The sequence below is a fragment of the Mesorhizobium sp. B2-1-3A genome (assembly GCF_006442655.1).
Taxonomy (GTDB): Bacteria; Pseudomonadota; Alphaproteobacteria; order Rhizobiales; family Rhizobiaceae; genus Mesorhizobium.
Window position 1 is genome coordinate 107,752 of the sequence record NZ_VFWK01000007.1, and the last position, 20,654, is coordinate 128,405.

Genomic DNA, 20,654 nt, shown 5'->3' on the forward strand with positions numbered 1-20,654 from the left:
TTCTCCCCGTGAACGGGGAGAAGGGTAAACGCGCCTAACGCGTAAAGCTCTGCGCGTTGCCGGCGTCGACGTTGATGATGTTGCCGGTCGATTTGGCCGACATGTCGGAGGCGAGGAAATAGATCGCTTCGGCGATGTCTTCGGGGAAGACCGAGCGCTTGAGCATCGAGCGCGAACGGTAATGTTCCTCGAGGTCGTCCGTGGACATCTTGTAGGCGGCGGCGCGCTGCTCTTTCCATTCGCCGGTCCAGATCTTGGAGCCGCGCAGCACGGCGTCGGGGTTGACGACATTGACCCTGATCTGCGCTTCCGCGCCTTCCAGCGCGAGACACCGGGCGAGATGGATCTCGGCGGCCTTGGCGGTGCAATAGGCGGCGGCGTTGGGCGAGGCGGCGAGGCCGTTCTTGGACGCGACGAAGACGACATTGCCGCCGATCTTCTGCACCCTGAACAGCCGGAACGCTTCCCGCGAAACCAGGAAATAGCCGGTCGACAATATGTCCATGTTCTTGGTCCACAGCGCCAGCGTCGTCTCCTCGATCGGCGCCGAGGAGGCGAGACCCGCATTGGACACCAGGATGTCGATGCCGCCGAACTCGACCGCCGTTTCGGCAAAGCCGGCAACGACCTGATCCTCCGAGGTGACGTTGATCACCACCGGCCGGACGAAATCCTTGCCGTAGGCTTTCGCCAGTTCCTCGTTGGCGCTGGCGAGTGCTGTTTCATCGATGTCGGCCAGCACCACGCAGGCGCCTTCGCGCAACAGGCGGTTGGCCGTCGCGCGGCCGATGCCGCCGGCGCCGCCGGTGACCAGCGCGATCTGGCCGGCCAGCGACTTCGGCTTCGGCATGCGCTGCAGCTTCAGATCCTCGAGCAGCCAGTATTCGATGTCGAAGGCTTCCTGGGCGGGCAGGCCGACATAGGACGAGACGGTCGAGGCGCCGCGCATGACATTGATGGCGTTGACGTAGAATTCGCCGGAGATACGCGCCGTCGCCTTGTCACCGGCGAAGGTGAACATGCCGACGCCCGGCATCAGATAGACCACGGCGTTTGGATCGCGGATGGCGGGCGAGTCCGGATGCTTGCAGCTGTCGTAATAGGCCTGGTAGCCGACGCGGTATTCGGCGATGTCGTCGGCGAGGCGCGCAATGACCGCATCGACATCGGGCTTGGCCGGATCGAACTCGATGACCAGCGGACGGATCTTGGTGCGCAGGAAATGGTCGGGGCATGAGGTGCCCAGTGCCGCCAGCGGGCGCAGGTCCCTGGAGTTGACGAATTCGAGCACGGCGGCGGAATCGTCGAAATGGCCAAGCTTGTGGCTCTTTTCGGAGATCAGGCCGCGAATCCTGGGCATCAGTTTCGCGGCGATGGCGCGGCGCTTAGTGGCGTCGAGCGACTTGACCACTTCGCCGCCGAAAATGGCGAGGCCCTCGGAGCGGCGCTCGAACCACTCGATCGCCTGGTTGATCACCGAGATCGTCGTCTCGTAGCATTCCTTGGGCGTGTCGCCCCAGGTGAACAGGCCGTGGCTTTCGAGGATGACACCCTTGGCGGCGGGGTGTTCAACACAGAACTTCTCCAGCCAAAGGCCAAGTTCGAAGCCGGGCCGCTTCCACGGCAGCCAGCCGATGGCATCGCCGAAGATCTCTGTCGTCAGCGCCTTGGAATCCTTGGCCGCGGCGATCGCGATGATGGCGTCGGGATGCATGTGGTCGACGAAAGGCTTCGGCACATAGGCATGCAGCGGCGTGTCGATCGAGGCCGCGCGCGGATTGAGATTGAAGGTGCAGTGGGGCAGATATCCCACCATCTCGTCCTCGTGCTCGACGCCGCGATAGAGGCTTTTGAGCGCTCGCAATTTGTCCATGTAGAGCGTGGCGAAGCCGTCCAGCTTGATCGAGGCGCTGTCGCCGCCGGAGCCCTTGACCCAGAGCACTTCGACATCAGCGCCGCTGAGCGGATCCTTCTGCCAGATCTTGGACGATGTGTTGCCGCCGCCATAGTTGGTGACGCGCTTGTCGGAGCCGAGCGTGTTCGAGCGATAGACCAGGAGTTCAGGCTCGCTCATCCCCAGGGCCTTCGCATCGTCCCACAGATTGGCAAGGCGCGAGCCGGAGCGCTTGTCGAGCATAGGTATCCTCCCTGGGACGCAAAAAACCGCGGTCCATTTTGCCGGGAATGTCTACGCAAGAGGCCCGCTTGTCAATCACAAACGATCAAGATCGATCATATTGCGCTGCACAATGAAATTATGTGATCGGAAATGATTGACAGTGCTTGTTTTGAGTGCCTAGATGGCCAGGCAGGGAGGAACCATGCACGAAAAAGAGCGCCACAGGATCATTCTGTCCGCAGTCCAGGAAAAGCCTGTGGTGACGGTGCAGGAGATGGTCGACCTGACGGAGTCCTCCGAGGCGACGATCCGGCGCGACATAGCGGCTCTTCACGTGCAAAAGCGCCTGCGCCGGGTGCGTGGCGGCGCCGAGGCGATCTCGCCGCCGCAATTCATCGGCCTGGCCGGCCGGCCCTTTTCCGTCAACGAAACGATCAACGCTGCGCAGAAGCGGGCCATCGCCCGAGAAGCAGTGGAATTGTGCGGGGACGGCGAGCCGATCATCATCAATGGCGGCACCACCACCTTCCAGATGGTGCATTTCCTGACCGGCCGCCGCATGCCGATCTTCACCAACTCGTTCCCGATCGCCGAGCATCTGCTCAAGCACTCCAAGAACACGGTGATGCTGTCGGGCGGCACCATCTACCGCGAGCAGAACATCATCCTGTCGCCATTCGACAATGACGTGACGCGCAATTTCTACGCGCGCCGCATGTTCATGGGGGCGCAAGGCTTGGGACCGCTCGGCCTGATGGAAGGCGATCCGCTGCTGATCCAGGCCGAGCAGAAGCTTATCGACCAGGCCGACGAATTGGTCGTGCTGGTCGATTCCTCAAAATTCCGCAAACGCTCCAGCCTGATCCTGTGCGGGTTGTCGCGCATAGCCACGGTCATCACCGATGACGGCATCGAGGATCGCGAAGCCAAGATGCTGGAGACCGCCGGCGTGACGCTGATCGTCGCCCGCAAATCGGCAAAGGAAGAATCTTCACTGCAGGCCTGAGACGCCCGCAGCGGCGATGGAAATGCAACGCTCAAGGGAGGATATACGATGAGCTTCTTGAAGAAATTGATGGTTACGGCGGCCTTTTCCGCCGCCATGTTCGTGAATGCGGCCTATGCCGAGAATGTCAAGATCGCGCTGGTGGTGAAGTCGCTCGGCAACGGCTTCTTCGACGCAGCCAACAAGGGCGCCGAAGAGGCGGCCAAGGAACTCGGCGACGTCGACATCATCTACACCGGCCCGACCAAGGCGACCGCCGAAGCGCAGATCGAAGTGGTCAATTCGCTGATAGCCCAGAAGGTCAACGCCATCGCCATTTCCGCCAATGACGCCGACGCGCTGGTGCCGGTGCTGAAGAAGGCCATGGAGCGGGGCATCACCGTCATCTCCTGGGATTCCGGTGTCGCCAAGGAAGGCCGCCAGTTGCACCTCAACCCGTCCGATACCGGCTTGATCGGCGAGACCATCATCAAGCTTGCCGCCGATTACCTGCCGGAAGGCGGCGATGTCGCTATCCTGTCGGCGTCCTCGACCGCGACCAACCAGAACGCCTGGATCGACGCGGCCAAGAAAATCCTGCCGGAGAAGTTCCCCAAGATCAAACTCGTCGCCACCGTCTATGGCGATGACGACTCGGCCAAGAGCACCGACGAAGCCAAGGGCCTGCTGAAGTCCTACCCGAACCTCAAGGCGATCATCGCGCCGACCACCGTTGGCGTCGTTGCCGCCGCGCAGGTCGTCACCGACGAGAACCTGATCGGCAAGGTCAATGTCACCGGCCTCGCGCTGCCGTCCGAGTTCAAGAAGTTCATCGACAACGGCGCCAGCCAGGCGGTCGCGCTGTGGAACCCGATCGACCTCGGCTACTCCGCCGTCTACCTCGCCCATGACCTGGCGGTGAAGAAGGAAGAGGCAAAGCCCGGCGCCACGCTGTCGATTGGCCGCGTCGGCAAGGTGACGCTCGACGACACCAACTCGGCTGCGATGGCTCCGCCCTTCCAGTTCGACAAGACCAACATCGAGAAGTTCTCCAAGATCTATTGATCTCGGACCCTCTCAAGCTGTCGCGGCGGGGCTCACGTCCCGCCGCGACTTTAAACGGACCTGCTTCAGGGCTTGATACAACCATGGACACGACAGCCCAACACGGCGCGGCGATGGAGAGGCCCCTGGCCTCCACCCCACGCCTGATGCTGTCCGGAATCTCGAAGAGTTTCCCAGGTGTGCGCGCGCTGCACAATGTCAGCCTCTCGCTCTATCCCGGCCAGGTGACCGCACTGATCGGCGAGAACGGCGCCGGCAAGTCGACGCTGGTCAAGATCATGACCGGCATCTACCAGCCGGATGCCGGCACGATCAGCATCGACGGCCAGGCCGTCACCCTGCCCAGCGCGCATGCCGCCTTCGGCCATGGCGTCACCGCCATCCACCAGGAAACCGTGCTGTTCGACGATTTGACGGTCGCCGAAAACATCTTTCTCGGCCATGCGCCACGTTCGCGCTTCGGCACCATCGACTGGCGCACGATGCGCAAAGATGCCCGCGAAGTGCTCGACACCATGCATGCCGGCCATATCGATGCCGATGCACGGCTGAAGGATCTCGGCATCGCCAACAAGCACCTCGTCGCGGTGGCACGCGCCATGTCGATCGACGCGCGGATCGTCATCATGGACGAGCCGACCGCAGCCCTTTCGATGAAGGAGATCGAGGAGCTTTTCTTGCTGATCGAATTCCTCAAGAGCGAAGGCAAGGCGATCCTGTTCATCAGCCACAAGTTCGACGAGATCTACCGTATCGCCGACCGCTACACGGTGTTCCGCGACGGCGAAATGGTCGGCGAAGGCCTGATCAAGGATGCCGGCCAGAGCCAGATCGTGCGCATGATGGTGGGCCGCTCGGTCGATCATATCTTTCCGCAGCGCAAGGCCGAGATCGGCGCGCCGGTGCTCACCGTCTCAGGGCTGTCGCATCCGACCGAATTCAGGGATATCGGCTTCGAACTGCACAAGGGCGAAATCCTGGGCTTCTACGGCCTTGTCGGCGCCGGGCGCAGCGAGGTGATGCAGGCGATATCGGGCATCACCCGCACGTCAGGCGGCACGATCACGTTGGACGGCAAGACGATCGCGCCGAAATCAGCGGCGGATTCGATCGAGGCCGGCATCGTCTATGTGCCGGAGGAACGCGGCAAGCAAGGCGTGGTGATCGGCCTGCCCATCTTCCAGAACGTCTCGCTGCCCTCACTCAAGCGCACCTCCAAGTCAGGCTTGCTGCGGCTGGCGGAAGAATTTTCGCTCGCCCGCTCCTACACCGAGCGGCTTGACCTCAGGGCCTCCTCGCTCAGCCAGGATGTCGGCACATTGTCGGGCGGCAACCAGCAGAAGATCGTCATCGCCAAATGGCTGGCGACCGCGCCCAAGGTGATCATCCTGGACGAACCGACCAAGGGCATCGACATCGGTTCCAAGGCCGCCGTGCATGGCTTCATGGCCGAACTCGTGGCGCAGGGCCTGTCGGTGATCATGGTGTCGTCGGAACTGCCGGAGATCCTCGGCATGTCCGACCGCGTCGTAGTGATGCGCGAGGGGCTTGTCGCGGCGGTCTACGAGAACAAGGGGCTCGACGCCGAAACGCTGGTTCGGACAGCAGCGGGGATCGCGGCATGAAGGCTCTCCTGAAATACCGCGAGATCTGGCTGGCCGCCGCCATCGTCGTGCTGATCGGGCTGATCTCGACCCGCTTCCCCGCCTTTGCCGATCCAGGCAATCTGCGCCAGGTGTTCAACGACACTTCTATCCTGATGATCCTGGCGCTCGGCCAGATGGTCGTCATCCTGACGCGATCGATCGACCTGTCGATGGCCTCCAACCTTTGCTTCACCGGCATGGTGGTGGCGATGCTGAACGCCGCGCACCCGGCGATCCCGATCCCGGTGCTGATCGTCATCGCGCTCGCCGTCGGCCTGGTGCTGGGAGCGATCAACGGCCTTCTGGTGTGGCGGCTGAACATCCCTTCGATCGTGGTGACATTGGGCACACTGACCATCTATCGCGGCGCCACTTTCGTGCTGTCCGGCGGCGCATGGGTCAATGCCGACAAGATGAGCCCTGAGTTCATCGGCTTCCAGCGCGCCGCCTTCCTCGGCATTCCGGTGCTGTCATGGATCGCCATACTGGTCATCGCGCTGTTCTTCATCCTGATGACACGCACCGCGCTCGGCCGCTCGATCTACGCCATCGGCGTCAACCCGACGGCATCGGTCTATACCGGCATCGATGTCGGCCGGACCAAATTCATCGTCTTCTGCATCTCCGGCATGATCGGCGGCCTTGCCGGCTACCTCTGGATCTCGCGCTATGTGATCGCCTCGGTCGAAGTCGCCAACGGCTATGAGCTCAACATCATCGCCGCCTGCGTCATCGGCGGCATCTCGATCGCCGGCGGCATCGGCTCGGTCGGCGGCGCGGTGCTGGGGGCGCTGTTCCTCGGCATCATTTCCAACGCGCTGCCGGTCATCAACATTTCGCCCTTCTGGCAGATGGCGATTTCGGGCAGCGCCATCATCCTGGCCGTCGTGCTCAACGCGCGCGGCGAACGCCAGCAGGGCCGCATCATCTTGCGAAAAGTGGAGGCGGTGACATGACCGACATCCCTGCCCCGCGCCATATTCCCGACCGGCTCGACAACCCGCTTTTGTCAGCGATCTTTTCCTGGGAGGCGCTGCTGGTCGTGGTGGCCGTCGCCATCTTCGCCATCAACAGCTTCGCCTCGCCCTATTTCCTCGACCCCTATTCGCTGTCGGACCTGACCTTCAACTTCACGGAGAAGGGCCTGATCGCCTTCGCCATGGCGCTGCTGATCATTTCGGGCGAGATCGACCTTTCGGTGGCCGCTATCATCGCGCTCGCCTCGACCATGATGGGCATGGCGGTACAGGCAGGCGCCGGAACACCGGCGTTGGTGGCGATCGGCATTGTCGTAGGCCTCGGTTGCGGCGCCTTCAACGGGCTGCTGGTGACGAGGCTCGGCCTGCCCTCCATCGTCGTCACCATCGGCACGATGAGCCTGTTCCGTGGCATCGCCTTCATCATCCTCGGCGACCAGGCCTACAAGGGCTATCCCGAAAGCTTTGCCTTCTTCGGCCAGGGTTACGTCTGGTGGGTGGTGTCGTTCGAACTGATGCTCTTCCTGATCGCGGCCATCGTCTACTGGTTCCTGCTGCATCGCACGAGTTTCGGCCGCCGCGTCTTCGCCATCGGCAACAATCCGGTCGCGGCGCAGTTTTCCGGCGTGCGCGTCGGCCGCATCAAATTCATCCTGTTCTGCCTGACCGGGCTGATGTCTGGCATCGCCTCGGTGCTGATCACCTCGCGGCTTGGTTCGACAAGGCCGTCGATCGCGCAAGGCTATGAGCTGGAAGTCATCACCATGGTGGTGCTCGGCGGCGTCAGCATTCTGGGCGGCGCCGGCAGTATTATGGGCGTCGTGCTCGCAGCCTTCATCATGGGGCTGGTGACCTTCGGCCTCGGCCTGCTCAACGTTCCCGGTATCGTCATGTCGATCTTCATCGGCCTGCTGCTGATCATCGTCATCGCGCTGCCGATCGTCTGGCGGCGGCTGCGCGGGGGACGCTGATGCCGCAGAAATACGCGTTCAAGATGAAGCTCAAGCCTGGCATGAAGGCCGAGTACAGGAAGCGTCACGACGAGATCTGGCCGGCGCTGGTCGCGCTCTTGAAACAGGCAGGCGTCCACGACTACTCGATCCATCTCGACGAAGAGACCAACACCCTGTTTGGCGTGCTGTGGCGGCGGGACGACCACGACATGGACGAATTGCCGAAGCATCCGGTGATGCAGCGCTGGTGGGCCCACATGGCCGACATCATGGAAACCAGGCCTGACAACGAACCGGTGGTGGTGCCGCTGGAAACCGTGTTCCATATGGAATGAGTGCGATGCGCCACATCGCCGTCATCGACATCGGCAAGACCAACGCCAAGGTGGCGCTGGTGGACCTCACAACGTTGAGCGAAGTCGCGCTGCGCCGGATGGCCAATGCGCCGCTGCGGCGGGCGCCCTATCCGCACCATGATGTCGAAGCGCTGTGGACATTCATCCTCAACAGCCTGACCAGCCTCAACCGCGAACAGCGCATCGACGCCATTTCGATCACCACCCATGGCGCGACGGGCGCGCTGGTCGATGCCGCTGGTGAACTGGTGCTGCCGGTACTCGACTATGAATTCGATGGTCCCGACACGCTGGCGGCGGACTATGACGCGATCCGCCCGCCCTTTGCCGAGACAGGCACGCCGCGCCTGCCGCTCGGCCTCAATCTCGGAGCGCAATTCTTCTGGCAGCAGAAACGCTTTCCGGCCGAGTTCGCGCGGGCCGTGGCGATGCTGATGTACCCGCAATACTGGGCCTTGCGCCTCACCGGCGTCGCCGCCAACGAGGTCACCTCGCTTGGCTGCCACACCGATCTTTGGGACCCGTGGAAGGCGGATTTCTCGTCATTGGTCGACCGCCTGGATTGGCGCGGCCTGATGGCGCCGGTGCGGCCGGCAAGAGACCGTCTCGGCCCGATCCTGCCCGCGATTGCGGTGCGAACCGGGCTTCATCCGCAAACACCGGTATTCTGCGGCCTGCACGATTCCAACGCCTCGCTGCTGCCGCATCTCTTGTCGGATGCGCCGCCCTTCTCGGTCGTCTCGACCGGGACCTGGGTGGTGTCGATGGCGGTCGGCGGCAAGCAGGTTACGCTGGATGCGGCGCGCGATACGCTGGTCAATGTCAATGCACTCGGCAATCCCGTGCCGTCGGCTCGCTTCATGGGCGGACGCGAATTCTCGCTGCTGACCGACGGCAAGCCGCTGGATTGCAGTGGAAGCGATATGCTTGCGGTTCTGGCAAGGAAGATCCTGCTGCTGCCGTCGACGCAGCAGGGGTCGGGACCGTTCCCGCGCCAGGCCGCGACATGGCTTGATGCCGACGGCATGAATGATGGCCAGCGCTTCGCCGCCATCTCGTTCTACCTGGCGCTGATGACGGCGACCTGTCTCGAGCTGATCGGCGCCTTCGGTCCGACCACCGTGGAAGGACCCTTCGCCCGCAACAGGCTCTTTGTCGGCATGCTGGCGGCGGCCACCGCCCGCAGCGTCGTCGCCTCGGAAGCCGCAACCGGCACCAGCATTGGCGCGGCATTGCTGGCATCGGATCAGGCCGCGACGCATGGCAAAGGCGAAAGGCTGGAACCGCCGGCCGACCCGGCCTGGGCGAACTATGTCAGCGCATGGCGGGCGGCGGTCGAAGCACGGGGCTGATTACAGGATCCGCTTGCCGAAGGCCGACATGATGAAATTGACGGTATCGGTGCCGATCCTGGGCTCAAGATCCTTGGTCAGGCCCGAAACATCCATCGATAGCAGGCCGCCGGAGAGCGCGATCGCCTCCATCGCCTGATGCGTCTCGCGCACGGTCAGGCCGCCGGAGCCGGCCGCCCAGCCGGCGAATTCGGTCGCTGTCGGCGAATAGCTGACATGAAAGCCTTGCGTGCCCGATGTGGCGATACGGATCGCTTCATGCATCAGGTCGCGCATGCCCATGGCGTCGATGTCGGTCATGGTGAAGGCCGAAACGCGCGAATCCTTCAGCACCCGCGCCTCGGCCGGATCTGCATGGCGCAAGCCGACGATGACGACATTCTCCGGCGACAGCTGAGGCTGCAGCGCGCCGGCCTTGTGATCGAGACCGAGCGTTCGCGCCAGCACCGAGGCCTCCGGCAGGTCGATGCCCTCTTCATCCTCCGGCATCAGGGCGGCGATGGAATCGATCCAGATCAGGCCGAAGGAGTGCGTTGCGCGCGCCGTCACGGACAGCGCCTTGTGGACGACGCGGCGATCGGCGCCGGCGGTGAGACGGATCAGCCCCGAGGGAGGCCGCTCGACATCGGCCAGTTCGACGACGTCGAAATTCATCGCCTCCAGCCGCCCGCCCGTCCCCTCGCGGGCGAGAATGCCGGCGGCTTCCGGTTCAGCCGAGATCGACACCATCTTGCGGCCGGAAAAGTCCGCGACGTCGTGCATCGGCGCCTTCTCGACATATTCCGAAGTCATCGCGAGCAGCATGGCGCCATAACTCATGCGGAAGGCGACGCGGTCGCCGACGGCGGGTGGCGGATCGGCGTCCTGCACATCGAGCAGCAGATGGTCGCTGGAGGCGCCGAGCACCCTTATCCCCTTGGCGATCGGCGTCAGCCCTTCGACCAGCACGTCCTCGCGGCCGATATTGGCGATGGCGCGCAGCCTGTCGCCTTCGTCGGGAAAGACCGGCTGGTTGCCGAAGGCGTCGTAGCCGGACTCGCCGATCGGCCGTGACGGCTTGAGCTTGACCTCGATGATGTCGCTGGTCAGGCGGCAGGCATCGGGTTCGAGTTCGGCCCATTGCATCTCGCGAAAGGTCTCGACGCCGCCTTGCAGGATCGCCTCGCCGACCCTGAGATTGTTGATGCCGGGGGGCAGCCTGCCTTCGAGCAGCAGCGTCAGCGACGACGAGGCGCCGCCTGAAATCCAGTCGAGGCTTTTGCCCGACAGGCGCTCGGTCTTGTAGGCGTGAGCGACGAGCTGGCCGAGATTCTCCGGCGTCGGCATGATGGCGCCGAAGCAGCCGAGATTGGTGCCGATGCCGGCGATGCGCACCCCTTTGAATTCCAGGATCTTCTCGACGGTGGGGATCAGGTCGCTCGGCCAGATACCTTCGCGGAGATCGCCGAGATCGATCATGAGCATGATGTCGTGGACGCGGCCCATGCGCTCGGCGATGCGCGAAATCTCGCGAATGGTGGCGAGTTCCGATTGCAGGCTGATGTCGACGGTACGCACCACCTCCTCGACGCGTGCCATGGGCGGGCTGCGCAGCAGCATGATCGGCGCGTTGATGCCGCTGTCGCGCAGCCGGCGGATGTTCTCGAAACGCGATTCGGCAATGCCGGCAACGCCGCCGCGCAGCATGGCGCGCGCCACTTGCGGCATGCCGCAAGTGCCCTTGGTGACGCCGAACACCTTGATGCCAGACAGTGCACAGCGGTCGACGATGGTGCGGGCGTTGCGCTCGATACGGCCAAGGTCGATGGCGACTTGCGGTCCCGACATGCCTAGCCTCCGTAGACCAGCCCCTGCGGGTCGATCTCCGGCTTGCGGCCTGCGACAAGGTCGGCCAGGAATTTCCCGGAGCCGCAGGCCATGGTCCAGCCGACATGGCCGTGGCCGGTGTCGAGATAGAGATTTTCATAGCGCGCCTGGCCAATGACCGGCACGGAGTTCGGCATCATTGGCCGCAGGCCAGCCCACAGCTCCGCTTTCTTCTCGTCGAAGGCGCCGGGAAAGAGATCCCTGGCAGTCCTGAACATGGTGGCAAAGTCGCTTGGCTTGTGGGTGCGGTCGAAGCCTGTGAATTCTGCGGTCGAGGCCAGCCGCAAGCGATTGCCAAGGCGCGAATAGGCCATCAGCTGGTCCTCGTCGGCGCCGCCCATGGTCGGGCCCTTGCTCTCGTCTTCCAACGGAATGGTCGCGGTGTAGCCCTTCACCGGATAGACCGGCAGGTCGATGCCGTAGCGGCGGCCGAGCAGGCCGCTTTCCGGGCCCATCGAGATCACCACGGCATCACCAGCGACCGGTCCGGCGGAGGTCATCACCGCGCGCACCCGGCCGCCCTCGATGTCGAGGCCTTCGACCGTCGTGCCGTAGAGAAATCTCACGCCGAGCTTTTCGGCGGCGTGGGCAGCGAGCTTCTCCACGAACTGCCGGGAATCGCCGGTCTGGTCGATCGGCGAGTAGACGCCGCCGGCGATCTTTTCCTTCACGCCGGCAAGGCCCGGTTCAAGCTCGACCAGCCGGTCGCGGCCGACGATCTCGATCGGCAGGCCATGCTGGGCCAGATAGCGGTAATTGTCGGTGCCCGTGTCGAGGCTGTGCTGTGAGCGGAAGAAGTAGAGGATGCCTTTCTTGCGCTCGTCATAGTGGATGCCGGTGCCCGCCGAGATGGCGTTGATGCACTCACGTGAATAGAGCGCCAGGCGCAGCTTGACCTGGCTGTTGGCGCGCAGGCGGGCCACGGTACACTGGCGCAGGAAGCGCAGGCTCCAGGCAAGGAAATAAGGATCGAAGCGCAGCCGCACCTTGATGCCGAGATCATGGTTGTAGAGCCCGCGCAGGAAGGTCTTCAGCGCCGCCGGCGAGGCCCAGGCGGTGGCGTCGCCCGGCGAAACCAGCCCGGCATTCGACTGGCTGGTGCCACGCGCCGGCGCCGGATGGCGCTCTATCACCGTGACTTCGTGACCGTCGGCGGCCAGATAATAGGCCGCCGCCGTGCCGACGACGCCAGCTCCAAGCACCGTTATCTTCATGCCATCCCCCAAAAGCTCTTCGCGGCACAGCGCCTCCACGCCGTGTCGCTAATGCTTCCATAGCGTGTCACCGCGCGCGTTGCGAGCCCTTGGGGAGCCTGGCTCAGCCGCGTGCGGAGTTCTTGCTGGTCAGGATGCGTTCCCAGGCGAGCGCGTCGGCGACGATCTGGTCGAGGTCGTCGCGTTGCGGGGTCCAGCCGAGTTCCGCTCGCGCAAGGTCCGAATTGGCGACCACGGCCGCGGCATCGCCGGGACGCCGATCGCCCATCCTCACCTCGAAATCATGGCCGAAGGCGCGCCGCACGCTGTCGATCACCTCGAGCACGGAATAGCCATGGCTGTAGCCGCAATTGGCGACGAGGCTCGGGCCCCCCGCGCGCAACCGCTGCAAGGCGAGGCGATGCGCGGCGGCGAGGTCGCTGACATGGATGTAATCGCGCATGCAGGTGCCGTCCGGCGTCGGGTAGTCGGTGCCGAACACCTGCATGAAGGGACGCTTGCCGAGCGCGGTCTCGCAGGCAACCTTGATAAGATGCGTGGCGCCCGGCGTCGACTGGCCGGTGCGGCCCTTCGGGTCGGCGCCGGCGACGTTGAAGTAGCGCAGCGCCGTGTAGCGGATGTCGTGCGCAAGGCCCGCGTCGCGCAGCATCCATTCGCTCATCAATTTGGAGAGGCCGTAGGGCGATTCGGGCGCCAGGCGGGCGTCCTCGCGCACCGGCTCAAGCCCGGCGCCACCATAGACGGCGGCGGTCGAGGAAAAGATGAAGTTGGGCACGCCTTCGCGCACCGCGGTTTCGATCAGCGTGCGCGTCTTCGAGGTGTTGTTCTCATAATAGGCAAGCGGGTCGGCGACCGATTCCGGAACCACGATGGAGCCGGCGAAATGGATGATGGCGTCGACCTGATTGTCCCGGATGATCGATCCGACCAATTCCTTGTCGGCGACATCGCCGACGACAAGCTTTGCCTCCGGCGCCACCGCCCATTCGAAGCCGGTCGAAAGCCGGTCGAGAACGACCACGCTGTCGCCGGCATCCAGCAATTCCCAGACCATGTGGCTGCCTATATAGCCGGCGCCACCTGTCACCAAAACCGTCATCCGCATCCTCGCATCTCAAGATTTATCGGAAACTGTCTCAAACACCGCCTTACTGGAAAGCCATCCGCATGGCCATTAGAACCCTTGGTAACCGGCGTTCACTTGATGTGGCATCGTGTGGAAACAAAAGTGATCCACAGAGCGTGTCTTGGAACGGGAATAGGCCATGATCCGCAAGCGTTAGGAACAGGTGCGGGGCGTGGCATTTTGACCAAAACGGCCCGGTGGACGACCAATAGGGCAATGATTATGATCCCGCGCAAAATTGGGAAGCCGACATGAACTACCAGCGGTTCTTCGAAGAAGCGATCGACCAGCTCCACGCCGAGCGGCGCTATCGTGTCTTCGCCGATCTCGAGCGTATCGCGGGCAAGTTTCCGCGCGCCATCTGGCGCTCCAATGGCCGCGCCGAGGAAATCACCGTCTGGTGCTCCAACGACTATCTCGGCATGGGCCAGCACGCCGATGTCATCGCCGCCTTCCAGAATGCGGCCGGCAAGATGGGCTCGGGCGCCGGCGGCACCCGCAACATTTCCGGCACGTCCAACCCGCTGGTCGAGCTCGAGCAGGAGCTTGCCGACCTGCACGGCAAGGACGCGGCCCTGGTCTTCACCTCCGGCTTCGTCTCCAACGAAGCCTCGATCTCGACCATTGCCCGGCTTTTGCCCAACTGCCTGATCATCTCGGACGAGTTGAACCACGCCTCGATGATCGAGGGCGTGCGGCGCTCGGGCGCCGAAAAGAAGATCTTCCGCCACAATGACGTCGCGCATCTGGAAAGCCTCTTGCAGGCGGCGGGGCGCGAGCGCGCCAAGCTGATCGTCTTCGAAAGCGTCTATTCGATGGACGGCGACATCGCGCCGATCAGAGAGATCGTCGAGCTCGCCGAGCGCTACAACGCCATGACCTATATCGACGAGGTCCATGCCGTGGGCATGTACGGACCGCGCGGCGGCGGCATCACCGAGCGCGAAGGCCTTGCCGACCGCATCGACATCATCCAGGGCACGCTGGCCAAGGCGTTCGGCACGCTGGGCGGCTACATCACCGGCACCAGCGCGGTGATCGACGCGGTTCGCTCCTATGCGCCGGGTTTCATCTTCACCACGGCGCTGCCGCCGGCGATCGCCGCCGCCACCACCGCGTCCATCCGTCATCTCAAGCAATCGCAGGCCGAGCGCGACGCGCAGCAGCAGCAGGCGAGCCGAACCAAACAGATCCTGGCGGCCGCCGGCCTGCCGGTGATGGACTCCGCGACCCATATCGTGCCGGTGCTGGTTGGCGATCCGGAGCTTTGCAAGATGGCGAGCGACCGGCTGCTTGGCGTTCACGGCATCTACATCCAGCCGATCAACTACCCGACCGTGCCGCGCGGCACCGAGCGGCTGCGCATCACGCCGACGCCGTTCCATTCGGACGCGCTGATCGCCGAACTGCAGGATGCGCTGGTCGAGACCTGGGATGCGCTCGGCATTCCCTACGGCTCCGCCGGCCGACCTTCGGTCGCCAAGACCGACCGCATCATTCCCCTGCTGGTCCCCAAGTCGGGCGGCTGATCTCGGGCGGCTAAAACCACCACCCGCTCAAACGGTCTTCATCCACTTCGCCAGCCGGTGCGCCGCTTCGTCGATCTGATCGAGGCGGCGGTGGAAGCACAGCCTGAGGAAGGCTTCGCCGCCAGGACCAAAGGCCGTGCCGGGCGCCAGGCCGACATTGGCCTTGTCGACGATCTCGAAAGCGGCCGAGCGCGAATCGGTGATGCCGTCGACGGCGAAGAACAGGTAAAAGGCGCCCTGCGGCACGGTGAACCGGGCCCGGCCGGTGGCTCCGAGAATGCCGCAGACCAGGTCGCGTGCCTTCCTCGCCCGCTCCACCTGCTCGGCGACGAAGCCATCGCCCTCGTCAAGCGCGGCGATCGCACCGCGCTGCATGAATTGGGCAACACCCGAGTTCGAATACTGGATCAGGTTCTCGAACACCTGCTGCAGGCTCGGATGCGTCTTGATCCAACCGATGCGCCAGCCGGTCATCGCCCAGTTCTTGGAGAAGGAGTTGACGTACAGGATGCGGTCCTCCGCCGTCGCTATGTCAAGGAAGGACGGCGCGCGGCCATGGCCATAGTGGAACAGCGAATAGATCTCGTCGGCGATGATCCAGAGGTTCTTCGCCCGCGCAAGATCGAGGATCGCCTGCAAGGTCTCGTGATCGGCGGTCCAGCCGGTCGGGTTCGAAGGCGTGTTGATGAACAGCGCCTTGGTGCGCGGCGTGATCGCCGCCGCTATCTTCTCGACGTCGCAGGACCAGCCATTGCCCGAGTTGTCGAGCGTGACCGGTACCGGAACGGCTCCCGATATCGCCGCCGCGGCATCGAAATTCGGCCAGGCCGGCGACAGATAGATAACCTCGTCGCCGGCCCCGGCGAGCGCGTCGAGCGCCAGCTGGATGGCATGCATGCCGGAGCCGGTGACGATGAACTGCTCCTCGGGAAACGTCCTGGCGAAATGCCTTGCATAGTAGCGGGCAAGCGCCTGCCTGAGATCAGGAATGCCCTTCTGCCAGGTGTAGAAGGTCTCGCCATTGGACAATCCCCGAGCAGCGGCGTCGGAAATGAAGGCCGGCGTCGGCAGGTCGCCCTCACCCGCCCAAAGCGGGATCAAGCCCTCGCGCAGGCGGCCGTAATTGACGACGGCGACAATGCCGCTTTCAGGTGCCGCGCGGGCTTCGGCGCGCAAGCTGTCGATCAAGGTCATGGCGGGTCGGTTCCGGTCTCAAGCGTTGGTCAGCGCTCCTTACCAGATGCGAAAACAGAAAACCCCGGCCGCGAGCGACCGGGGTTTTGGTCCAGCGATGGCAGGCCGAGTTATTTCCTGGCGAGCAGGTCGCGGATTTCGGTCAACAGCGCGACATCGGCGGGGGGCGGCGCCGCGGCGGGCGCGGGCTTTTCGGCCTCAAGCCGCCGGCGCATATTGTTCACCACCTTGACCATCAGGAAGATGATGAAGGCGAGGATGAGGAAGTTCAGCACCACGGTGATGAAGCTGCCATACGCGAAAACGGCGCCTTGTTTTTTGGCGTCCGCCAGCGAGGTGGCGTTGACGGCCGAGGAAAGGCCGAAGAAATAATTGTTGAAATCCAGACCACCGAAAATCGCGCCGACGATCGGCATGATGATATCATTGACCAGCGAGGTAACGATCGTGCTGAAGGCGCCGCCAATGATGACGCCGACGGCCAAGTCCATCACATTACCCTTGGAAATGAATTCCTGGAATTCTTTCAGCATTCCGACCCTCCTTGTCATGACCCGGCCGCGCTGCCGTTCCGTCCTTGCGGCATCGACCATGGGCACAATAACAAAAACCTGGAGTTGCAACATGGGTAAAAGGGAGAAAACAACCGCTTTCTCCTTGCCCACCTCAACCTCCAGAAATCATGCCCTTCATGCGCCCAAAGCCGCGATGGACTTAGGGCTCAAGCTGTGATTGCGTTCGAGCAAGCCGGATAAAAAACGGCAAAGGAGGAAATTCCAGGCGTGCAGGGTCTGTTCATCGTCATCATCGCGATCGCCTATGTGACGCTGCTGTTCGCCATCGCCAGCCTGGGCGATCGCCGCTCGGCCATTTCAGGGCCGGGCCGGGCAAGGCCATTCATCTACGCGCTCAGCCTGGCGATCTACTGCACCTCGTGGACCTTTTTCGGCTCCGTCGGCCTCTCGTCCGAACGCGGCCTCGAATTCCTCGGCATCTACACCGGCCCGGTGCTGGTGTTCGTGTTCGGCTTTCCCCTGCTCAACCGCATCGTACGGCTGGCCAAGACCGAGAAGATCACCTCGATCGCGGACTTCCTCGGCGCGCGCTACGGCAAGAGCTTCACCGTCGCGGCGATCGCCACGCTGATCGCCACGATCGGGGCGGTGCCCTACATCGCGCTGCAATTGAAGGCGATTTCCGGCTCGGTCAGCCTGATGGTCGAGCACTATACGGGATCGCCGCCCTCCTTCGATCCGTTCGTCAGCGACATCTCGCTGGTCGTGGCGATGCTTCTGGCGTTGTTTGCCGTGCTGTTCGGCACCCGCCACGCCGATGCCACCGAACATCAGGACGGGCTGGTGCTGGCGGTGGCGGTCGAAACCGTGGTCAAGCTCGCCGCCTTCCTGGCGATCGGCCTGATGGTCACCTTCCTGATCTTCGGCGGCCCGGGAGACATGTTCGCCAAGCTGGCGCAAAATGGGCAGGTGCGGCAGGCGATGGGCTACAACACCTCGCTTGCCACCTGGCTGGTGCTGACGGGCCTCAGCGGCTGTGCCATCATCATGCTGCCGCGGCAGTTCTACGTCACCATTGTCGAGAACCGCGGCGAGGCCGAGCTGCGCACCGCGACCTGGGTGTTTCCGCTCTACCTCGTGGCGATCAACCTGTTCGTGCTGCCGATCGCGTTTGCCGGCCTGTCGCTGGTCGGCACCGGCACCAGCAGCGATCTCTACGTGCTGTCGCTGCCGCTCTTCAGCGGTCACGACCTGCTGGCCATGGCGGCCTTCATCGGTGGGTTGTCCGCGGCAACAGCCATGGTGATCGTCGAAAGCGTGGCGCTGTCGATCATGATCTCCAATGACCTCGTCATTCCGCTGTTCGTGCGCCGCCTGCTCAAGACCTCGACCTTGGAGACCGAGGACTGGTCGACGCTTATCCTCAACGTGCGGCGCGGAGCGATCTTCATCCTCCTGTTCATCGCCTTCCTCTACTATCGCGAGAGCACCAACAGCGCGCGGCTGTCATCGATCGGCCTGATGTCGTTCGCGGCCATCGCGCAATTCGCGCCGGCGCTGATCGGCGGGCTGATCTGGCGCGGCGCCAACGGCAGGGGTGCCGCGCTCGGCATGGTCGCCGGCATCCTTGTCTGGAGCTACACGCTGCTCCTGCCTTCGCTTGTCGCGCCCGACACCGACATCGTCGTGCATGGGCTGTTCGGCTTCGAGGCACTGCGCCCGCAAGCCCTGTTCGGCACGGTTGCCGAACCCCTGAACCACGGCGTGCTGTGGAGCCTGTCGATCAACGCGGTGTTCTTCGTGCTCGGCTCGCTGTCGCGCGCGTCGGTGCCGCTGGAGCGCATCCAGGCATCGATCTTCGTGCCGCGCGACGCCGGCCCGATGCCGAGTCTACGCCGCTTCCGCACCGCCATCACCGTCAACGACCTCAAGGACACGATCGGCCGCTATCTCGGCGTCGAGCGCACCGAGCGCTCTTTCCAGTCGTTCGAGAGGACCAACGGCACCTCGCTGCACGGCAAGGAGCAGGCGAGCATGGACGTCATCCGCTTCTCCGAGCAGCTTTTGGCCAGCGCCGTCGGTTCCTCCTCGGCGCGGCTGATCCTGTCGCTGCTGTTCAGGCGCCATGACCGCGAATCCCGGGATGCCTTCCGCCTGCTCGACGACGCCACCGAGGCACTGCAGCACAACCGCGACCTGCTGCAGATCGCGCTCGACCAGATGGAGCAAGGCATTACCGTCTTCGACAAGGACTTTCGGCTGATCTGCTGGAACCGCCAGTACCGGGCGCTGTTCGACCTGCCCGACGAGATGGGCCAGGTCGGCGTCTCGCTCGACCAGATCTTGCGCCATCTCGCCGAGCGCGGTGACATCCCCGCCGACCAGCGCGTGACAATGCTCAACCGTCTGACCAGTTTCGTCAGCCCCTGGCAGATGGAGCTGAAGACCAGCGGCCGCATTCTCGAACTGCGCTCCAACCCGATGCCGGACGGCGGCATCGTCGCCACCTATGCCGACATTTCCGGCCGCGTCGAGCAGGATCTGGCGCTGAAGCGCGCCAATGAATCGCTGGAACAACGCGTCAAGACCCGAACCATCGAACTCACCCGGGTCAACGAGGAACTGGCGCAGGCGCAGATGCTGGCCGAGGAGGCCAATCTGGGCAAGACGCGCTTCCTCGCCGCCGCCGGCCATGACATCCTGCAGCCGTTGAACGCTGCCCGGCTCTATTGCTCCTCGCTGATCGAGAAAGCCGGCAAGGGTCCGGCCGGCAAGGCCGCGGTCAACATCGAATCCTCGCTGGAATCGGTTGAGACGATCCTTGGCGCCGTGCTCGACATCTCCCGCCTCGATGCCGGCGCGATGAAGCCGGACGATACCGCCTTCAACCTCGACGGATTGCTGCGCCAGATCGGCAATGATTTTCGACCGATGGCCGCGGAGAAAAAGCTCGGCCTGACGATCATGCCATCTTCGCTGACGGTGGTGACCGACCGCAATCTATTGCGCCGCCTGATCCAGAACCTTGTCTCCAATGCCATCAAATATACGCGCCAGGGCCGCATCCTGGTCGGCGTGCGGCGACGCGGCGAACTGGCGGAGATCCAGGTGATCGACACCGGCATCGGCATCGCCGGCGACAGGCTGAACACCGTCTTCCATGAGTTCACCCGGCTGGACGAAGGTGCGCGGGAGGCCGAGGGCCTCGGTCTCGGCCTCTCCATCGTCGACCGCATAGCCAGGGTACTCAGGCTCGAAATCCGCCTCTTCTCCAATCCGGGCAAGGGCACGCGCTTCTCGGTCATACTGCCGGTGGCGGCTGTGGCGGCGCCGCGACGCGAGATCGAGAAAGCACCGGCACGCGCCGCTTCCTCGCTTGCCGGGCTGACAGTGCTTTGCATCGACAATGACGAGCGCATCCTCGACGGCATGCGTCTTCTGCTCGAAGGCTGGGGGTGCACCGTCGACACCGCCTCCGGATCGGGAGAGCTCCTGCGGCCTGGCGCGCGCAGGCCCGACATCGTGCTTGCCGACTATCATCTCGACGGCGTCACCGGGCTCGACGCGATCAGGACCTTGCGCGCGACGTGTGGCCAGGATCTTGCGTGTGTGCTGGTCACCGCCGACCGTTCCAACGAGGTGCGCGCGGCGGCTGGCGAACTCGACGTTCCGATGATCAACAAGCCGCTGAAACCGGCGGTGCTGCGCTCGATGATGGCCAGGGTCAGGCCGATGGCGTCGGCCGAGTAAGATCAGG

At 63.8% G+C, this 20,654-nt stretch carries 15 protein-coding genes; 9 read left to right on the plus strand and 6 right to left on the minus strand.

All coding sequences use genetic code 11. The features are described 5' to 3' along the window. Nucleotides 1–34: 34 nt before the first annotated feature. On the minus strand, nt 35–2,137 hold the full coding sequence (locus FJ977_RS27590; RefSeq protein WP_140775332.1) for a bifunctional rhamnulose-1-phosphate aldolase/short-chain dehydrogenase: 2,103 nt from the start codon (nt 2,135–2,137) through the stop codon (nt 35–37). A gap of 184 nt (nt 2,138–2,321) precedes the next feature. Between FJ977_RS27590 and FJ977_RS27595 the strand changes: the two genes are divergently transcribed. The 7 genes from FJ977_RS27595 to FJ977_RS27625 all read left to right on the plus strand — a co-directional run bounded on the left by FJ977_RS27595 (nt 2,322) and on the right by FJ977_RS27625 (nt 9,453). Beyond that, nucleotides 2,322–3,125, plus strand: coding sequence for a DeoR/GlpR family DNA-binding transcription regulator (locus tag FJ977_RS27595; protein WP_056565871.1), 804 nt, complete (start codon nt 2,322–2,324; stop codon nt 3,123–3,125). A gap of 48 nt (nt 3,126–3,173) precedes the next feature. Beyond that, a complete protein-coding gene (rhaS, locus tag FJ977_RS27600) occupies nt 3,174–4,169 on the plus strand; it encodes a rhamnose ABC transporter substrate-binding protein (RefSeq protein WP_065005696.1) in 996 nt (331 codons plus the stop codon). Between the two features lie 83 nt (nt 4,170–4,252). Beyond that, nucleotides 4,253–5,794, plus strand: coding sequence for a sugar ABC transporter ATP-binding protein (locus tag FJ977_RS27605; protein WP_140775333.1), 1,542 nt, complete (start codon nt 4,253–4,255; stop codon nt 5,792–5,794). Beyond that, entirely contained in the window at nt 5,791–6,771 is a 981-nt protein-coding gene (locus FJ977_RS27610) for an ABC transporter permease (protein WP_140775334.1), read from the plus strand. The genes FJ977_RS27605 and FJ977_RS27610 overlap by 4 nt, the downstream gene beginning before the upstream one ends. Next, complete coding sequence (locus FJ977_RS27615; RefSeq protein WP_140775335.1) at nt 6,768–7,763, plus strand: ABC transporter permease; 996 nt, start codon at nt 6,768–6,770, stop codon at nt 7,761–7,763. The genes FJ977_RS27610 and FJ977_RS27615 overlap by 4 nt, the downstream gene beginning before the upstream one ends. After that, complete coding sequence (gene rhaM / locus FJ977_RS27620) at nt 7,763–8,080, plus strand: L-rhamnose mutarotase (RefSeq protein WP_140775336.1); 318 nt, start codon at nt 7,763–7,765, stop codon at nt 8,078–8,080. The genes FJ977_RS27615 and rhaM overlap by 1 nt, the downstream gene beginning before the upstream one ends. Then, on the plus strand, nt 8,077–9,453 hold the full coding sequence (locus tag FJ977_RS27625; protein WP_140775337.1) for an FGGY-family carbohydrate kinase: 1,377 nt from the start codon (nt 8,077–8,079) through the stop codon (nt 9,451–9,453). The genes rhaM and FJ977_RS27625 overlap by 4 nt, the downstream gene beginning before the upstream one ends. Here FJ977_RS27625 and FJ977_RS27630 read toward each other — a convergent pair whose 3' ends face one another. The 3 genes from FJ977_RS27630 to galE all read right to left on the minus strand — a co-directional run bounded on the left by FJ977_RS27630 (nt 9,454) and on the right by galE (nt 13,632). Further along, nucleotides 9,454–11,280: an alanine racemase gene (locus FJ977_RS27630; protein ID WP_140775338.1), complete on the minus strand. Its 1,827-nt coding sequence runs from the start codon at nt 11,278–11,280 to the stop codon at nt 9,454–9,456. 2 nt (nt 11,281–11,282) lie between these two features. Then, complete coding sequence (locus tag FJ977_RS27635; RefSeq protein WP_140775339.1) at nt 11,283–12,533, minus strand: D-amino acid dehydrogenase; 1,251 nt, start codon at nt 12,531–12,533, stop codon at nt 11,283–11,285. A gap of 103 nt (nt 12,534–12,636) precedes the next feature. After that, on the minus strand, nt 12,637–13,632 hold the full coding sequence (galE, locus tag FJ977_RS27640) for a UDP-glucose 4-epimerase GalE (RefSeq protein WP_140775340.1): 996 nt from the start codon (nt 13,630–13,632) through the stop codon (nt 12,637–12,639). Nucleotides 13,633–13,910: 278 nt separating this feature from the next. On the opposite strand from galE, the gene hemA reads away from it, so the two are divergent. Continuing rightward, complete coding sequence (gene hemA, locus FJ977_RS27645) at nt 13,911–15,188, plus strand: 5-aminolevulinate synthase (RefSeq protein WP_140775341.1); 1,278 nt, start codon at nt 13,911–13,913, stop codon at nt 15,186–15,188. A 27-nt stretch (nt 15,189–15,215) separates the two neighbouring features. Here hemA and FJ977_RS27650 read toward each other — a convergent pair whose 3' ends face one another. Further along, complete coding sequence (locus FJ977_RS27650; protein WP_140775342.1) at nt 15,216–16,382, minus strand: pyridoxal phosphate-dependent aminotransferase; 1,167 nt, start codon at nt 16,380–16,382, stop codon at nt 15,216–15,218. 110 nt (nt 16,383–16,492) lie between these two features. Continuing rightward, nucleotides 16,493–16,915, minus strand: a complete 423-nt coding sequence (gene mscL / locus FJ977_RS27655; RefSeq protein ID WP_140775636.1) for a large conductance mechanosensitive channel protein MscL — start codon at nt 16,913–16,915, stop codon at nt 16,493–16,495. Nucleotides 16,916–17,164: 249 nt separating this feature from the next. Between mscL and FJ977_RS27660 the strand changes: the two genes are divergently transcribed. Then, the gene (locus FJ977_RS27660) at nt 17,165–20,647 is read left to right on the plus strand and encodes a PAS domain-containing hybrid sensor histidine kinase/response regulator (RefSeq protein ID WP_140775343.1); all 3,483 of its coding nucleotides are present in this window, start codon (nt 17,165–17,167) and stop codon (nt 20,645–20,647) included. Nucleotides 20,648–20,654 lie beyond the last annotated feature (7 nt).